14 protein-coding genes are annotated in these 16,651 nt (G+C 74.4%); 10 read left to right on the top strand and 4 right to left on the bottom strand.

Features of this window, described 5'->3' with window-relative positions; all coding sequences use genetic code 11:
- Positions 1-6 precede the first annotated feature (6 nt).
- The 4 genes from M8C11_RS06365 to M8C11_RS06350 are packed head-to-tail and all read right to left on the bottom strand — an operon-like array spanning position 7 to position 5,393.
- Positions 7-2,109: an iron ABC transporter permease gene (locus M8C11_RS06365; RefSeq protein WP_252448761.1), complete on the bottom strand. Its 2,103-nt coding sequence runs from the start codon at positions 2,107-2,109 to the stop codon at positions 7-9.
- A gap of 5 nt (positions 2,110-2,114) precedes the next feature.
- Positions 2,115-3,104, bottom strand: a complete 990-nt coding sequence (locus M8C11_RS06360) for an iron-siderophore ABC transporter substrate-binding protein (protein WP_047891049.1) — start codon at positions 3,102-3,104, stop codon at positions 2,115-2,117.
- A gap of 28 nt (positions 3,105-3,132) precedes the next feature.
- A complete protein-coding gene (locus tag M8C11_RS06355; RefSeq protein WP_252449004.1) occupies positions 3,133-3,942 on the bottom strand; it encodes an ABC transporter ATP-binding protein in 810 nt (269 codons plus the stop codon).
- A gap of 41 nt (positions 3,943-3,983) precedes the next feature.
- Positions 3,984-5,393, bottom strand: coding sequence for a PLP-dependent aminotransferase family protein (locus M8C11_RS06350; RefSeq protein WP_235437362.1), 1,410 nt, complete (start codon positions 5,391-5,393; stop codon positions 3,984-3,986).
- 347 nt (positions 5,394-5,740) lie between these two features.
- Here M8C11_RS06350 and M8C11_RS06345 point away from each other — a divergent pair, with 347 nt between their 5' ends.
- The 10 genes from M8C11_RS06345 to M8C11_RS06300 all read left to right on the top strand — a co-directional run bounded on the left by M8C11_RS06345 (position 5,741) and on the right by M8C11_RS06300 (position 16,630).
- Positions 5,741-7,201 (top strand): anthranilate synthase component I family protein, encoded by a 1,461-nt coding sequence (locus tag M8C11_RS06345; protein WP_252448760.1) that lies wholly within the window; start codon positions 5,741-5,743, stop codon positions 7,199-7,201.
- Positions 7,198-7,788: a gamma-glutamyl-gamma-aminobutyrate hydrolase family protein gene (locus tag M8C11_RS06340; RefSeq protein ID WP_252448759.1), complete on the top strand. Its 591-nt coding sequence runs from the start codon at positions 7,198-7,200 to the stop codon at positions 7,786-7,788. Before M8C11_RS06345 ends, M8C11_RS06340 begins: the two co-directional genes overlap by 4 nt.
- Positions 7,789-7,804: 16 nt before the next feature.
- Positions 7,805-8,515 (top strand): SDR family NAD(P)-dependent oxidoreductase, encoded by a 711-nt coding sequence (locus tag M8C11_RS06335; RefSeq protein WP_252448758.1) that lies wholly within the window; start codon positions 7,805-7,807, stop codon positions 8,513-8,515.
- A 24-nt stretch (positions 8,516-8,539) separates the two neighbouring features.
- Positions 8,540-9,961, top strand: coding sequence for a phenylacetate--CoA ligase family protein (locus tag M8C11_RS06330; RefSeq protein ID WP_252448757.1), 1,422 nt, complete (start codon positions 8,540-8,542; stop codon positions 9,959-9,961).
- On the top strand, positions 9,945-10,637 hold the full coding sequence (locus M8C11_RS06325) for a prephenate dehydratase (protein WP_252448756.1): 693 nt from the start codon (positions 9,945-9,947) through the stop codon (positions 10,635-10,637). The genes M8C11_RS06330 and M8C11_RS06325 overlap by 17 nt, the downstream gene beginning before the upstream one ends.
- Positions 10,634-11,932, top strand: coding sequence for an amidohydrolase family protein (locus M8C11_RS06320; protein ID WP_252448755.1), 1,299 nt, complete (start codon positions 10,634-10,636; stop codon positions 11,930-11,932). The genes M8C11_RS06325 and M8C11_RS06320 overlap by 4 nt, the downstream gene beginning before the upstream one ends.
- A gap of 133 nt (positions 11,933-12,065) precedes the next feature.
- A complete protein-coding gene (locus M8C11_RS06315; RefSeq protein ID WP_252448754.1) occupies positions 12,066-12,851 on the top strand; it encodes a B3/4 domain-containing protein in 786 nt (261 codons plus the stop codon).
- Complete coding sequence (locus tag M8C11_RS06310; protein WP_252448753.1) at positions 12,848-14,083, top strand: ATP-grasp domain-containing protein; 1,236 nt, start codon at positions 12,848-12,850, stop codon at positions 14,081-14,083. The genes M8C11_RS06315 and M8C11_RS06310 overlap by 4 nt, the downstream gene beginning before the upstream one ends.
- A complete protein-coding gene (locus tag M8C11_RS06305; RefSeq protein WP_128137334.1) occupies positions 14,074-15,297 on the top strand; it encodes an MFS transporter in 1,224 nt (407 codons plus the stop codon). The genes M8C11_RS06310 and M8C11_RS06305 overlap by 10 nt, the downstream gene beginning before the upstream one ends.
- Positions 15,298-15,325: 28 nt before the next feature.
- On the top strand, positions 15,326-16,630 hold the full coding sequence (locus tag M8C11_RS06300) for a TrpB-like pyridoxal phosphate-dependent enzyme (RefSeq protein WP_121682925.1): 1,305 nt from the start codon (positions 15,326-15,328) through the stop codon (positions 16,628-16,630).
- Positions 16,631-16,651: the final 21 nt, after the last annotated feature.

Here is a 16,651-nt window from a genome sequence, read left to right as displayed (position 1 = left end):
AACGGGCTAACGGGCGGCCGCCGCGGCGCGGGAACGCCACAGCAGCCAGACGAAGTACGGGGTGCCGATCAGGGCGGTGACCAGACCGGCGGGGACCTGGGCGGGGGCGATCACGCTGCGGCCGAGCGTGTCGGCGAGGCTGACCAGGGTGGCGCCGAGCAGCACCGCGACCGGCAGGACGCGGGTGTGCCGCCCGCCCACGAGGGCGCGGGCCGCGTGCGGCGCGACCAGGCCGACGAAGCCGATCACACCGACCGCCGACACGGCGGTGGCGGTGAGCAGCGCCGCCAGACCGAGCGCGATCAGCCGGGCGCGTTCCAGCCGGACGCCGAGCACCCGGGGCGTGTCGTCGTCGAGCGCGAGCAGGTCCAGCTCGCGGCGCACGGCGGCCACCACCGGCAGCGCGATCAGCAACGCGATCAGCACCGGCAGCACCTGCGGGGCGGTACGCCCGTAGGTGGAGCCGGACAGCCAGGTCAGCGCCTTGCCGGTGTTCCACGGGTCGGACGAGACCACGATGAACGTGATGACCGCCGTCCCGCCCTGCCAGACCGCGAACCCGATCAGCACCAGCCGGTCGGAGTTGAGGCCGCGCCGCCGCGCCAGGCCGTAGACCAGCGCGAACGCGGCGACCGCGCCGAGACCCGCGGCGCCGGACAGGGCGAGCACGCCGGCCATCGGCGCGAACGTCAGCAGCGACACCGCGCCGATGCCGGCGCCGCCGGTGATGCCGAGGATGCCCGGTTCGGCGAGCGGGTTGCGGCACACCGCCTGCACCGTGGTGCCGGCCAGGGCCAGCGCGGCGCCGGCCAGCAGCGCCGCGGTGACCCGCGGCCAGCGGGCGTCCAGCACGAAGGTGTACGCCGGCCCGGTGCGGCCCTGCACCCAGTTGACGATGTCGCCGAGCAGCACCCACGTGTCACCGGCGAGCATGCCGAGCACCAGCGCGGCGGTGACGACGACCGCGCAGGCCGCGACGACGACGGCGACGAAGCCGCGGGAGCGGACGGCGGCGTGGCCGCCGGGCGCCTGCCGGGTCGGCCCGGCGTCGCGGTGGCGGCGGGCCAGCCAGATCAGCAGCACCGCGCCGAAGAGCGTGGTCACCACGCCGGTGGGCACGTCGACACCGGCCTGCCCGCCGAGCACGGCGCGCAGCAGCACGTCGGAGCCGAGCACGATGACGACGCCGACGATGCCGGCCAGCGGCATCAGGATGCGGTGCCGGTGCACCTCGGGCACCCACCGGCCGAGCAGCCGGACGATCACCGGCGCGCCGAGGCCGACGAAGCCGATCGGCCCGGCCAGGGTGACCGCCGCGGCGGAGAGCAGCACGGCCAGCAGCACCACGGTGAGCCGGGTACGGCGCACGTTGAGCCCGAGCACGGTGGCGGTGTCGTCGCCGAGGGCGAGCAGGTCCAGCCGGTGCCCGAGCGTCACGAGCAGCAGCGCGGTGACCCCGATCACGGGGGCGAGCTGGGTGAACGCGGCGAGGTCGCCCTGCACGAGCGAGCCGTTGCCCCAGGCGAACAGGCCGATGGTGGACTGCTCGAACAGCAGCAGGAGCAGCATGGTCAGCGAGGCGAGCGCCATCGCGGTGGCCGACCCGGCGAGGATGAGCCGGGTGGTGGCGGCCTGCCCGCCGGCCGAGAGCAGCATGACCAGGGAGGCGGCGGCGAGGCCGCCGCAGAACGCCAGGCCGCCCGAGGGCAGCGCCGGCAGCGCGATCCCGAACGCGGCGGTGGCGACGATCGCCAGGTGCGCGCCCGCGTTGACGGCGAGCGTGTCCGGCGAGGCGAGCGGGTTGCGGGTGGTCGACTGCAGCGCCGCGCCGGCGAAACCGAGCGCGACGCCGACGGCCAGGCCGGTGAGCAGCCGGGGCAGGCGGGAGGCGACAAGGATCCGGGCGGCCTCGTCGTCGCCGCCGGTCAGCAGCCGGAGCAGGTCCAGCGCCCCCACCGACGACGTGCCCTGGGTGAGGTGCACCGCGGTGATCGCGACGAGCACCACGGCGGCGAGGGTGAACGCGCCGGCGACCCGGCTGCGCCGGACGGGCGGCGGCCCGACCGGGGCCGGCCGGGTGGCCGGCCCCGGCGGGGCGGGGGCGGTCATCGCGCTCAAGCCGTGTAGACCTTCACCAGCTCGTCGATGTACTGCTTGGCGGACAGCGTGCCGCCGAACGTCCAGATGCCGTTGGGCATCTTGTGCAGCTTGTTCTGCTGGACGAACGGCAGGGAGCGCCAGATCGCGTTGCCGGCGAGGCCGTCGGCGAACACGTCGTTGCCGTCCGAGGCGTTGTAGAAGAAGTGCAGGTCCTGGCTCTTGAGGACGTTCATGCCCTCGACGTCGGTCTGGCCCAGGCCCCACATCTCGTCGGTCTTGCCGGTCCAGGCGTTCTTGAGGCCGAGCTGGATGCCGAGCTGGGAGACGAACGCGCCCTGGCCGAACATCCGGATCGAGACGGTGCTGCCTTCCTTCCAGCCGTCGGCGATGGCGAACTGCTTGCCGGCCGCCCCGGCGTCGGCGATCTTCTTCTTGCCGTCGGCGAGCGCGGCGTCGAAGTCGGCGAGCAGCTTGTCCGCCTGGGCGGTCCGGCCGGTCGCGGTGGCGATCATCTTCAGGTCCGCGCGCATCCGGCCGATGTTGTCGGAGGCGTCGCTGCCCTTGGTGACCAGCACCGGGACGTACTTCTCCAGCTGGGTGACGACGGCGGAGCCGCGCTCGGCCTCCATCACCACGAGGTCCGGCTGGAGCGCGACGATGGAGTCGACGCTCGGCTCACCCCGGGTGCCGACGTCCTTGACGCCCGCGTCGAGCGGGGCGGCGGTCACCCAGGTGGCGTACCCCTTCGGGTCGGCCACGCCGACCGGCATCACGCCGAGGCCGACGAGCATCTCGACCTCGCCCCACTCCAGGCCGACTACCTTGGTGGCGGGGCTCTTGAGGGTGATGGTCTTGCCCCGGCTGTCGGTAACGGTGACCGGGCCGGTGGACGCGGCGTCGGAGGGGGACGGTGCGGCGGCGGGCTCCTCGGTGGTGCCGCAGCCGGCGATCAGCAGCGCGCTGGCCGCGGCGGCGGCGAGCAGGGTCAGGCGGGTACGCAACATCGGTTTCTCTTCTGTGGGCAGGAGTCGGTCAGGCGGAGACGCGGGTCGTGTGCCGGCCGACGGGACGAGTGGAGAGCAGGTTGGTGACCGGGTCGACAGTCACCTCGACGCGAATGCCGTACGCCTCGGTGAGCGCCGCCTCGGTGAACACCTCGTGCGGCGTGCCGGCGCCGCGGACCCGGCCTTCGTGCAGGAGCACGACCTGGTCGGCGACGGCCGCGGCCTGGTTCAGGTCGTGCAGCACCACACCGACGGCGACGCCGGCGGTGTCGGCGAGTTCGCGCATCAGGTCGAGGATCTCCACCTGGTAGCGCAGGTCCAGGAACGTGGTCGGCTCGTCCAGCAGCAGGATCGCGGTGTCCTGGGCCAGGCAGGTGGCCAGCCAGACCCGTTGCAGCTCGCCGCCGGACAGCTCGTCGACCGGCCGGCCGGCCATGGCGTCGACGCCCGTCACCCGCATGGCCCGGTCGATCGCGGCCGGTCCGTCGAGGTCGTTCGCGCGCCACCGCTGGCGGTACGGGTGCCGGCCGTACCCGACCACGTCGCGCACCGTCACCCCGCTGGGGGTGGGGCGGCTCTGCGCGAGCAGCGTGACCCGGCGGGCGAAGTCCCGGGCGGACAGCGCCCGGGCCGGCGTGCCATCGGCCAGCACGATCTCGCCGTGCTCCAGCGGGTGCAGGCGGGCCAGCCCGCGCAGCAGCGTCGACTTGCCGCTGCCGTTCGGGCCGACCAACGCGGTCACCGCCGCGGGCCGAAGCGTGATGGCGGCGTCGTGCACCACCGTCGTGCCGTGGTAGCCCAGCCGCAGGTCGCTGCCGCTCAAGCCGTCGGCTCGCACCGTTCTGCTCGTCACGGAGGTTAGGCTAACCTAAGCGCTGATCACGCTGTCAAGCCGGTCCTTCGGTCGGATTCCGCGGCCCGCCGCACATTGACACCCGGCGCGTGGCGCGCGGTCACGTCGCGGTAGGCCGCGGCGACCCCGGCCAGTCCCCGCCCCAGCTCGGCGCCGCGCACCCCGGCGTACCCGATGACCAGCGCCGGGGGCCGGTCGTCGGCGCGCAGGGCGTAGAACCGGCCGCCGCGCACCAGCACGGACCGGCGCCGCGCGGCCGCCACCATGGACTCCTCCGCGCACCAGCGGGGCAGCACCAGGTACGTCTGGAGGCCACCACTGGCGTCGAGCGGCGCCACGCCGGGCAGATGGCGTGCGACGTGCTGGCGTACCGCCTGGCCGCGGCGCTGGAACTCGGCCCGCAGCCGGCGCAGGTGCCGGTCGAACGCGCCGGTGTCCACGAGCCGGGCGAAGGCGAGCTGGTCCAGCCCGGAACAGCCGATGTCCCAGCCGGCCCGGACCCGCTCGATCGAGGCGGCCAGCCCGGTCGGCGCGGCCAGCCAGCCGAGCCGCAGCGCCGGTGCGAGGACCTTGCTGGCGCTGCCGGCGTACACCACCCGGTCCGGCGCGACGCTCTGCAACGCGGGCATCCGCTGCGCCGGCGCCACGAACGCGGCGTCGAAGTCGTCCTCGACGACGTACCCGTCCACCGCACGCGCCCAGTCGACGAGCTGCTCCCGGCGCCGCCGGCTCAGCGGCGCCCCGGTGGGGAACTGGCTGGCCGGGGTGGTGAGCACGGCCCGTACGCCGGTCGCGGCCAGCTCGCCGACGCGGATGCCCTCCCGGTCCACCGGCACACCGACCGGCCGCAGCCCGGCGTCGGCGATGAACGCCCACTCCCCCGGGTGCCCGGGATCCTCCACGCCGATCGCCTCGTGTCCCTGGTCGCGCAGCACCCGGCAGAGCAGCGCCAGCCCCTGGGCGAAGCCGGAGGTGATCATCAGGTGCTCGGGGCGGACGCGGACGCCCCGGACCCGGCCCAGGTAGCCGGCGAGCGTGCGGCGGACCGCCGGCAGGCCGGACGGCGGGGCGTAGCCCAGCTCCTGCGGCCCGGCCGAGCGGAGCACCGAGCTGACGCAGCGGATCCAGTCCTGGCGCGGGAACGTCGACACGTCGGTGCCGCCGGCGCGCAGGTCCCACACCTCGGGCGCGGGTGCCTCGTCGGCGGTGAGCGCGGAGGCGACGCCGGCGTGCGCGGAGTCCGCCACCGAGGTGCCGGAGCCGCGCTGCGAGGTGAGGTAGCCCTCGGCGCAGAGCTGCTCGTACGCCTCGACGACCACGGTGCGGGACACGCCGAGGTCCGTCGCGAGCTGACGGGTCGACGGCACGCGCGTCCCGGGGCGCAGCGTGCCGTCGGTGATCCGCCCGCGCAGAGCGTTGCGGAGCTGCGCCGACAACGTTTCACGCGCATCGCCGTCAATTGACAGATTCAGATGCCACACCGATTGGTCCTCTCCCCGGTCTCCGAAGTGGTATGGACAGCGGGAACCGCACTTGGTGAAAGTGTTTCCCGGGACCGCAACCGATTCCCGGCCGCAACCGGGAGGTGCCGCGCGTCCTTTTCAACGGGGGAAGTCCGATCTGTCACCGAACGCGGTCCAGCCGGTCCGCGTCGGGACATCCGGGCTGCTCAAAGGGGGGTTCCACAGTGTCCTCATTGTCGACCACGGTGGGCGCGGAAACCGCAGACCACCGTTCGGAGACGCCGGGACGCACGACGCCGACCGGCCGCATTCCGATTTCCGTGACCTCAATCACACTGCCGTCGATCGATCCGCTCGCGTTGTACACCGCATTGACACAAAGCCATGCCGCACACGACGCGTACCTCTTCGAAAGCCTGGACGGACCGGCCGCCGACCGGCAGGCCGCGGCAGTGGGCTGGGGCCGCCTCGCCGAGCTGCGGTTCCTGGCCGACGGGTGCGAGCTGGCCGCCGCCGGGCCGCTGGGCGACGCGCTGGGCGCTGTGGTCACCGGCGTCCTCGGCGCACCGGCCCGGCGGCACGGCACCACGTCCGCCTGGCACGTGCCCGGCCCGGCGCAGCTCTGGTCCGTGGTCCGCGCCGTGCAGCGCGCCTTCACCGTCGAGACGCCCGTGCCAGCCGACCGGTTCGCCTTCGGCTTCCTCACCACCCTGGCCTACGAGGCCGCCCGCGACATGGACGAGCTGACCCTCGGCCGGGCCGACGACGACCTCCCCCGGTTCGCGCTGACGCTGTTCCGGCACACCGTCTGGTGGGACCTGCGGGCCGGCACCGCGCACCAGTTGCACGCCACCGGCCCGCACCTGCCGCCGCAGCCGGCGCCCCCGGTGACGCGGCTGCTCACCGGCGCGCCCGGCGACCAGCCGCCGCCCCCCGCGCCCACGCCGGCCCGGGTACGCGACACCGTCGACGAGGAGACGTTCGCCGAACGCGTGCGGCGCTGCCTGCGGCACATCCGGGTCGGCGACAGCTACCAGGTGCAGATCGGCCACCGCATCGAGGTGGAGACCGCCCTCACCCCGCTGGACGTCTACCGGCGCCTGCGGCACCGCAGCCCGTCGCCGTACATGTACCTGGCGCCCTGGGCCGGGCGCACCGTGATCGGCGCCAGCCCGGAGCTGTTCCTGCGCCTGAGCGGCGACCGGCTGTCGATGCGCCCGATCGCCGGCACCGCCGCCCGCTCGGCCGACCCGCTGACCGACCGCCGCCGGGTGGCCGAGCTGCGGGCCAGCGACAAGGAGCGCGCCGAGCACGTCATGCTCGTCGACCTGTGCCGCAACGACATCGGCCGAGTCTGCGAGCCGGGCACGCTGTCGGTGGACGCGATGCTCGACGTCGAGCCGTTCGCGTACGTGCACCACCTGGTCTCCACCGTCTCCGGCCGCCTCGACGACGGCGCCGACGTGTGGGCGGCGGTCCGTGCCGCGTTCCCGGCCGGCACCATGACCGGCGCGCCGAAGCTGCGGTCGATGGAGATCATCGACGGGCTGGAGGCGGAACCCCGGGGCATCTACGCGGGCGCGATCGGCCTGGTCGACGTCCGCGGGTTCGCGGTGCTCGCGCTCTGCATCCGCACCGTCGTGCACGACGGCCACCGCTACCACACCCAGGCGTCCGCCGGTGTGGTCGCCGACTCCACACCGGCCGCCGAGTGGCGGGAGACGCTGGCCAAGATGAGCGCCGCCTACTGGGCCCTGACCGGCGAGGAGCTGCTGCCGTGAAGGTCCTGCTCGTCGACGCGTACGACAGCTTCACCCACATCATCGACCAGTACCTGCGCACGCTCGGCGCCCGGACGGTCGTGGTCCGGTCCCGCGTGCGCAGCCCCCGGCAGCTCGCCGCGCTGCGCCCGGACGCGGTGGTGCTCGGACCCGGGCCCGGCCACCCCGGCGACTCCGGCCACGTCGAGCTGGTCCACGCCTTCGCCGGCCGGGTGCCGCTGCTCGGCGTCTGCCTCGGCCACCAGGCGATCGGCCTGGCGTACGGCGGCACGATCGCGGTGGCCCGGCACCTGATGCACGGCAAGACCAGCGAGGTCACGCACGACAGTCGGGGCGTCTACGCCGGGGCGGCGGCGCCGCTGACCGTCACCCGGTACCACTCGCTCGTCGTCGACGACCCGGTGCCGCCCCCGCTGGAGGTGACCGCCCGTTCCGGCGACGACGGCTACGTGATGGGCCTGCGCCACCGCACGCTCGCCGTCGAGGGGGTGCAGTTCCATCCGGAGAGCGTGACCACCCGGGACGGCCTGCGGTTGTTCGACAACTTCCTGCGCGGCGTGCCGGCGGCGCTGCCGGTCGCCGGCTGAGCGGCGGAGACCGATCATGTCCGACTCCCCACCCCCGCTCGCCGTGGTCACCGGCGGCGCGGGCGGCATCGGCCGGGCCGTCACCGCGGCCCTGACCCGGGCCGGGCACCGGGTGCTCAGCGTCGACCGCGAGCCGGCCGCCGACCCGTCCGCGTACGCGGCGCTCGTCGCCGACCTGGCCGTGCCGGTGCAGGCGCAGCGGCTGCTGGACGACGTGCACGAGCGGTACGGCCTGCCCGCCGTGCTGGTCAACAACGCCGGCGTCTACCCGGCCCGGGACTTCCTCGACTACGACCCGCGCACGTACGCCGAGGTGCTGGACACCAACCTCGGTGCGACGTTCTTCGGCACGCTCGCGTACGCCCGGGCGCTGGTGGCCGCCGGACGTCCGGGCACTGTGGTCAACGTCGCCTCGATCAGCGGCCGGATCGGCAGCCCGGACGCCGCGTACGGCGCCTCGAAGGGCGCTGTCGTCGCGCTCACCCGCAGCCTCGGCCGGGCGCTGGCCGTGCACCGCATCCGGGTCAACGCGGTGGCCCCCGGGCTGGTCGAGACGCCGATGGCCGCCCGGATCCCGGCGGCCCGCCAGGACGACTACCGGGCCCGCATCCCGGCCGGCCGCTTCGGCGCCCCGGACGAGATCGCCGCCGCCGTCGCCTGGCTGGCCGGCCCGGACAGCAGCTACGTCACCGCCTCCGTGCTGGACGTCGACGGCGGCCTGCACTGACGCACACCGAGAGGACCCCGATCCATGTGGCTTCCCACCACCGGCCCGGCGGCCGGCTTCGCCGCCGACTACCTGCGCCTGCACCGCGCGTTCTACGACCGCACGCTCACCGACGCGCAGCTCGGTGACTGGCGGGACCGGCAACTGCGCCGGGTGCTCGACCAGGTCGGCACCGGCTCGCCGTTCTACGCCCGGCACCTCGCCGGGATCGACCTGACCACGATCACCCCGGCCACGCTCGACCGGCTGCCCTTCACCACGAAGGCGCACCTGCGCGAGGAGATGCTCGACGTGCTCAGCCGCCCGCTGGCCGAGGCCGTCTTCTTCTACGAGACCACCGGCACGACCGGGCCCGCCACGCCGTGCCCCCGCGACGGCCGCGAGGTGGTGGCCAGCAACGCCCACGTCACCGAGTCCTGGGCGTCGATCTTCCGCCACCACTTCGGCGACCACGCGCCCCGGGTCGGGCTGATGGGCCCGACCGAGGTGCACTCGTTCGGCGACACGCTCGGCGACGTGGCCCGCAACACCGGCGCGATGAACGCCAAGATCTGGCCGTACTCGCCGGTGATCGGGTTCGCCAAGGCCCTCCAGCTCATGCGGGACCTGGAACTGGAGGTGATCTGCTGCACGCCGGGCGTGGCGCTGATGCTGGCCAAGGCCGCCGAGCACCACGGCTACCGGCTGCGCGAGGACTTCGCGGTCAAGCTGCTGTTCGTCACCGGCGAGATGTGCACGCCCGCGCTCGCGCACAACCTGGAGTCGGTCTGGGGCGCCGACGTCTACAACATCCTGTACGGCTCGCAGGAGGCGTTCGTGATCGCCACCGCCTGCCGCAACAAGCGGATGCACCTGTCCCAGACCAACTACCTGATCGAGGTGGTCGACCCGGAGACCGGCGCGTCGCACGGCCCGCGCGGCACCGGCGAGCTGACCGTGACCATGCTGGTCGACGGCGTGAAGCCGCTGATCCGCTACCGCACCGGCGACGCCGTGGTGGTCGGCGCGTCGGACTGCGACTGCGAGATGCCCGGCGACCTGGTGCAGATCGTCGGGCGGACGCTCGACCGCATCGACCTGGGCGGGCAGCGGCGTACCGCCGGGCAGATCGAGAGTGCGGTGCTCACCGGCGTCACCGGCTCGGCCGGCTACCAGGTGGTGATCGACAACGACCCGGCCGGCGGCGACCGGCTCACCGTCCGGCTGGAGCTGCTCAAGGACCTGGTGGACGACCCGGCCGCGGTGGCCGACGGGGTGCGCCGGCGGGCCGCCGCCGCGCTCGGCGTGCCGGTGGAGGTCGAGCTGAGCGACGGGCTGGACCCGATCGTCAGCACCGGCGCGTTCGTGAGCTGGAAGGCCGCGCGGATCGTGGACCGGCGGGTCGCCGACGACCACGAGACCCGGGTGGCCCGGCGGATGGCGGGCAGGCGTGGCTACGACACCTGACACCACGGCGACACCCGACACCACATCCGCCGAGCCGGTGCCCGCGCTGCCCGGGCCGCTCGCCGGGGCGTACGGGCGACGGTGGCGGACGGTGGTGGACCGGTGGGCGGGCCACCCCGGCACGGCGGTGGCGACGCTCGGCCCGGCCGGCACGTCCAGCCACCTGACCGCCGCGTTCCTGGCCGAGCGGCACGGCCTGCGCATCGAGCTGTGCGACACGTTCGACGAGGTGCTCGGCGCGCTCGTGGAACGCCGCGTGGACCAGGCGCTGGTGCCGAGCGCGTACCAGGGCGCCACCCGCTTCCACTGGCACCGCGACCTGCGTCTGGACGTCTACTTCGCGCAGGCCACCCCGGAGTACGGCATCGCGGCGCGGGAGCGGGACGCCGCCCCGGGCGACGGGGAGGTCACCGTCGCCGCGCTGTGGGAGGTCCGGCGGATCTTCGCCGACCTCGCCCCGCCCGCGCTGCGCGACCGTCCGATGCGGTGGCTCGACGCCGAGTCCACCCAGCACGCCGCCGAACTGCTCGCCGCCGGGGCGGCCGACCTCGCGGTGACGAACGCGCCGGGGGTACGCCGGCACGCGCTGCGCTGGGTGGTCCGCCGCCCCGGCGCGGAGATCGTCTGGCTGCTCTTCGGCCACCGCCGCCCGCACCTTCGAGGAGAACCGGAGTGACAGTCGTGTCCCGACGAACGTTGCTGCACCGCGCCACCGTCCAGGAAGGGCTGGGGGTGGCGTCCCGGCCGCACCACAGCGTGCTGCTCGACGGGGAGCGGATCGTCGCCGTGCTGCCCGAGGCACAGGCGCCGCTGCACGACCCGGACGTCGACGTGCTGGACCTGGACGGGCGGACCGTGATGCCGGGCATGACGCTCGGCCACACCCACATCGCGTACCTGAACGTGCTCGACGGCCGGGAGACGCTGTTCAAGCACTCGATCCCGGAGGTGACGCTGGGCGCGGCGGCGAACGCGGCGGAGATGCTCCGGCTGGGCTACACCGCGTTCGTCGGCGCCGGCTCGGTGGCCGGCATCGACATGGCGCTGCGCCGGGCGATCGACGCCGGGCGGCTGCCCGGACCGCGGATCACGCCGTGCAGCCGGGACCTGATGGTCTCCGGGCCGCCCCAGCGGCGTGATCCGGCGGTCAGGCAACGCATCCCCACCGACCTGATGCGGCTGGCCGACACCCCGGAGGAGCTGGTCGAGTACGTCGACACCGAGGTCGCCCAGGGCGCCGAGATCATCAAGGTGTTCTCCACCGGCGACGACACGTTCCCCAACGGCCGCTCGCACGAGCTGCTGTTCACCGCCGAGGAGCTGGTGGTCGCGGCCCGCGCCGCACACGAGCGGGGGGTACGGATCCGGGCGCACTCGCGCGGGCTGGGCGGCATCCGCAACGCGATCGCCGCCGGGGTGGACGTGATCGACCACGCCACGTACGCCGACGATGCGGCGCTGGAGGCGATCGCCGAGCGCGGCATCTTCGTGGTGCCGAGCCTGCACCAGCCCCACCGGCTGCTCACCACCGGCACCGCGCACGGCAAGACCCCGGAATACCTGGAGACGCTGGAGTTCCGGGCCGAGGTGGAGAACACGCTGCGGATCCTGCCGCTGATGGTGGAGATGGGCATCCCGATCGTGGCCGGTGACGACTTCGGCTTCGCCTGGACCCCGCACGGCCGGTACGCCGAGGAGCTGGAGACGTACGTGAGCATGGCCGGCATCCCCGCGCCGACGGTGCTGACCTGGGCCACCGCCAACGGCGCGCGGCTGGCCGGGCGCGGCGACGAGGCCGGGACGGTGCAGCCGGGCCGGCTGGCCGACCTGGTGGTCACCGACGGCGACCCGGCGCGGGACATCACCGTGCTGGGGCGGCCGGAGGCGATCGAGATGGTCCTGCTGGGCGGGCGGGTGGTCGCCGGGGACGCCGCCGCCTACCGGGACCGCCGGCCGGCCGGGGTGGCCTGATGCGGCCGGCGCGGCAAAGCGGCCCACAGTCCCGGATTGGCCTCACCGGATCGGCGGGGATTGGCCACAACCGGTGGCGGCGCCGCTTCGTACGGTCGGGGCGACCGTGTGAACCGAACCGACGGGGATGACGATGACCCAGCTCAGCGACGGCGCCGACCGGCTGTCCGTCCGGATCGACGACCGGGTGACGGCGAGCGTGCCGGACTACGTCCTCGGCCTGCTCGCCGTGCCGGCGATCGAGGTCGGGCCGGCCCACCCGGCCGTGGCGCGGCGGCTGACCGCCGCCGAGGACGCGCTGCACCGGGCCGGCCTGGACAAGGCCGGGGTGTCCGAGCTGCCGGGCATCGCCGGGTGGCGGGCGGCGTACCGGGCGGTGGCGGTGAACCCGAACCGGTTCCCGTGCGCCGCCGAGTCGATCGCCCGGCGGGTGGCCCGGGGCGACCGGCTGCCCCGGATCAACGCGCTCGTGGACCTCTGCAACGCCGTCTCGCTGGACTCGGCGCTGCCGGTGGCCTCGTGCGCGGTGGACGACATCGCGGCGGTCGCCGTCCGGCCGGCCGACGGCACCGAGACGTACCTGCCGCTGGGCGCGCCCGACGCGCCGGAGCGGCCCGAACCGGGCGAGATCGTCTACGCCGACGACCACGGGCGGGCCCATTCCCGGCGCTGGAACTGGCGCCAGGGCCACCTGGTCCGCACCGACCTGGGCCGGCGGCGGCTGCTGCTCACCGTCGAGGCGGCCCACCCGGGCGGCCGGGCGCAGGTGGAGGCGGCGCTGGACCGGCTCGACGCCGTGCTCGGCGAGCTGACCGCCGCGCCCCGGAAGCGGGCGGTGCTGGACCGGGACACCCGCGACGCCGTGTTCGCCGTCGAGGCCCCGCTCAGCCCCGCCGGCACCCCGGGAGGCCGCTCGTGAACCGCGCGATCCTGATCGTCTACCGGCCCGCGGCCGGCCGCTACGCCGCCCAGTTCCGCAGCGTGGTCGCCGCGGCCACCGACCTCGGCGTGGACAGCCTGGTGCTGCTGCCCACCGGCCAGCCGGCGCCGGAGACCGCCGGCCTGTCCTGCCACCGGGCCGACCTGGACGACCCGGACGCGGTCCGGGCGGCGGTCGCGGCGATCGTCGCCGACCGCCCGGTCGAGCGGATCTTCCCGCTGTTCGAGGGCGACGTGCTGACCGCCGCGCGGTGCCGGCGCGACCACGGCATCCCCGGCCTGGACCCGGAGCAGGCGCTCGCCTTCCGGGACAAGAACGTGATGCACCGCCGCGCCGTGGAGCTGGGCGTGCCGGTGGCCCGCTCCTGCCGCCCGGACACCGTCGGCGCAGTCGCCGAGTTCGCCGCCGAGGTGGGCTGGCCGGTCGTGGTCAAGCCGTACGCCGGCTGGGCCTGCGGCGACACCCACCGGGTGGACTCGGCCGACGACCTGGCCCGGGTGTGGCCGCTGGTGGCCGACGCGCGCCACGACTACCGGGTGGAGGAGTACGTCCGCGGCGCGGAGTACCACGTCGACTCGCTGCTGCGCGACGGCGAGGTGGTCTTCGAGCAGCTCTCCCGCTACACGTACTCGGTGCTGGAGTTCCGCGACGAGCCCGGCGGCACGATCTCCCGCAAGCACGACCTGACCCCCGCGGAGCAGCGCATCCTGGCCGCCAACGCGGGGCTCCTGCGCGGCTTCGGCATGCGTACCGGCGTCGCGCACGTGGAGTTCTTCCTCCGCGACGACGGCGAGGTGGTCTTCGGCGAGGCGGCGGCCCGGGCCGGCGGCGGGTCGATCGTCCCGGCCATCGAGGCCGGGCGCGGCATCAACCTGGCCGGCGAGTGGTGCCGGCTGGAACTGGACCCCGGGCACCGGCCCGCCGCCGCGCTGGGCGCGGAGACCGGCACCGAATACCTCTGCTCCGACCGGTACGGCCGGATCACCGCGATCACCACCGCCGACGAGCTGCGGGCGCTGGACTCGGTCCTCGACGCCGACGTGTGGAAGGGCGTCGGCGACGTGCTCGCCCCGCCGACCGCCTCCAACGACGTGCTCGGCTGGTACGTCTGCGAGGGCCGGGACTTCGACGACGTACGGGCCCGGTTCAAGACCATCCGGGACGCCTTCCAGGTGCGTACCGAACCGGCCGGGGAGGCGTCATGTGGCTGAGCCGGTTCCGGGCGCTGCCCCGCCCGCTGCGGATGCTGGTGCTCGCCTCGTTCATCAACCGCGCGGGCATGTTCGTCTTCCCGCTGCTCGCGGTCTACCTGGTGCGCAGCCGGGGGTTGAGCACCGGCGAGGCGGGTGTGCTGATCTCGGTCGGCAGCACCGGCCTGCTCGCCGGGAGCCTGCTCAGCGGCCCGGTCTGCGCCCGCGCCGGCCGGCGGGCCGCGCTGGTGTCCAGCCTGCTGCTCAACGCGGCCGGCTACCTGGGGCTGGCGGTGCTGGACGGCCCGCCGTGGACGTACGCGGCGCTGCTGTTCGTCGCGCTCGTCGGCATGGGCATGTTCGCGCCCGCGGCCAACACGCTGATCGCCGACCTCGCCGAACCCGAGCAGCGGCCGTTCGCGTACACGGTCAGCTACATCGCCAACAACCTCGGCATGGGCGTCGGGCCGCTGCTGGGCGGCCTGGCCGCCGCGTACTCGTACGGGCTGATGTTCGCCGGGAACATCCTGCTCGGGCTGCTCGCGGCGCTCACCATCCGGCTCAGCGTGCCCGCCGACACCCGCCGCGACGCGGCCGGGACACCGGCGAAGGCCGGGCTGCGCCGGGCGGCGCTGCGGCGCGACCTGGACGTCGCGGTGCTGGTGGTGCTCTCGTTCTGCTACGTGGCGCCGCTGATCGGGCTGGAGTACACGCTGCCGCTGGCGGTCACCGGGGTGCTGAACTCGTCGGTGGCGGTGGTCGGCGCGGTCTACACGATCAACAGCATCGTCGTGGTGGGCGCCGGCATGCTGATCGAGAAGCGGATCAAGGCGTATCCGACGCGCACGCTGCTCGTCGTCGCCGGCCTGCTCTGGTCGGCCGGGATGGCGGTGCTGGTGTTCGCGTTCTCGCTGCCCGCCGTGCTGCTGTCCACCGTCGTCTGGACGCTCGGCGAGATCATCGCCTCGGTGGTGGTGCCCACCTACATCGCCGACCACGTCGAACCACGCCGGGTCAGCGCCTTCATGGCGCTCAACGGTTTCGTGCTCAGCTCCGCCCGGCTGGTGGTGCCGATGGGGCTGGGCTTCGTCTGGCAGGCGCACGGCCACCGGCCCGTGCTGCTCCTGCTGCTGCTGACCCCGCTGGCCGGCGTCCTCGCGTTCGCCGCGCTGCGGATCCGGCCCGAGGCCCGGCCGGTGCCGGAGCCCGCCGCGCCGGCCCCCGCCCGTCCCTGACCGCCCGACCCCTCACCGGAAGAGGCCCATGACCGCCACGAAGTTCGTCCTGCCCGAGAGTGACATCCCGACGACCTGGTACAACGTGGTTCCCGACCTGCCCAAGGGGCTGCCGCCGATGCTGCACCCCGGCACCCGGGAGCCGATCACACCGGCCGACCTGGCGCCGCTGTTCGCGTCCGAGCTGATCGCGCAGGAGTTCTCCACCGAACGGGACGTGGACATCCCCGGCCCGGTGCTCGACATCTACCGGCAGTGGCGGCCCAGCCCGCTGGTCCGGGCCCGGCGGCTCGAACGCGACCTGGACACCCCGGCGCGGATCTACTTCAAGTACGAGGGGGTCAGCCCGGCAGGCAGCCACAAGCCGAACACCGCCGTCCCGCAGGCGTACTACAGCAAGCTCGACGGCGTGCGGCGGCTGACCACCGAGACCGGCGCCGGCCAGTGGGGCAGCTCGCTGTCGATGGCGTGCGCCTACTTCGACCTCGAGTGCGAGGTCTTCATGGTGCGGGTCAGCTACGACCAGAAGCCGTACCGGCGCGGCCTGATGGAGACGTTCGGCGCCTCGGTCACCGCCAGTCCCAGCGACCGTACCGAGGCCGGCCGGGCGGTGCTCGCCACCGACCCGGACTCCACCGGCAGCCTCGGCCTGGCCATCTCCGAGGCGGTGGAGGCCGCGCTGCACAGCGGCGGCGCCGCCCGGTACGCGCTCGGCTCGGTGCTGAACCTGGTGCTGATGCACCAGACGATCATCGGGCAGGAGGCGCTGGCGCAGATGGGGCTGGCCGGCGACTACCCGGACGTGGTGGTCGGCGCGGCCGGTGGTGGCTCGAACTTCGCCGGTCTGGCCCTGCCGTTCCTGCGCCGCCAGCTCGACGGCGGTCCCACCGTGCGGTTCCTGGCCGCCGAGCCGGCGTCCTGCCCGTCGCTGACCCGGGGCAGCTACGACTACGACTTCGGCGACACCGCCGGGCTCACCCCGCTGGCCAAGATGCACACGCTCGGCCACGACTTCCGGCCGCCCGCGATCCACGCCGGTGGGCTGCGCTACCACGGCATGGCGCCGATCGTGAGCGCGCTGCGCGAGGTGGACCTGATCGAGGCGCGGGCCGTGCCGCAGACCGCCTGCTTCGAGGCGGGCGTGCGGTTCGCCCGCAGCGAGGGGATCGTGCCCGCGCCGGAGTCCAGCCACGCGGTGCGGGTCGCCGTGGACGAGGCGCTGCGCTGCCGGGAGACCGGCGAGGAGAAGGCGATCCTGTTCTCCCTGTCCGGGCACGGCCACTTCGACATGCAGGCGTACATCGACTACTTCGCCGGAAAGCTGACGGACTGACACCGGGCGGGACGCGGCGCG

Source organism: Micromonospora sp. CPM1 (assembly GCF_023896895.1).
GTDB classification, from domain to species: domain Bacteria; phylum Actinomycetota; class Actinomycetes; order Mycobacteriales; family Micromonosporaceae; genus Micromonospora; species Micromonospora tulbaghiae.
The sequence above is the reverse complement of the archived record's forward strand: the minus strand, read 5'-3'. Positions and strand labels throughout refer to the sequence as shown.

Excerpts from the sequence above, each read along its gene's own strand:
- M8C11_RS06365 (WP_252448761.1), bottom strand. The coding sequence starts at position 2,109 with ATGACCGCCCCCGCCCCGCCGGGGCCGGCCACCCGGCCGGCCCCGGTC.
- M8C11_RS06360 (WP_047891049.1), bottom strand. The coding sequence starts at position 3,104 with ATGTTGCGTACCCGCCTGACCCTGCTCGCCGCCGCCGCGGCCAGCGCG.
- M8C11_RS06335 (WP_252448758.1), top strand. The coding sequence starts at position 7,805 with ATGTCCGACTCCCCACCCCCGCTCGCCGTGGTCACCGGCGGCGCGGGC.
- M8C11_RS06330 (WP_252448757.1), top strand. The coding sequence starts at position 8,540 with ATGTGGCTTCCCACCACCGGCCCGGCGGCCGGCTTCGCCGCCGACTAC.
- M8C11_RS06315 (WP_252448754.1), top strand. The coding sequence starts at position 12,066 with ATGACCCAGCTCAGCGACGGCGCCGACCGGCTGTCCGTCCGGATCGAC.
- M8C11_RS06305 (WP_128137334.1), top strand. The coding sequence starts at position 14,074 with ATGTGGCTGAGCCGGTTCCGGGCGCTGCCCCGCCCGCTGCGGATGCTG.
- M8C11_RS06300 (WP_121682925.1), top strand. The coding sequence starts at position 15,326 with ATGACCGCCACGAAGTTCGTCCTGCCCGAGAGTGACATCCCGACGACC.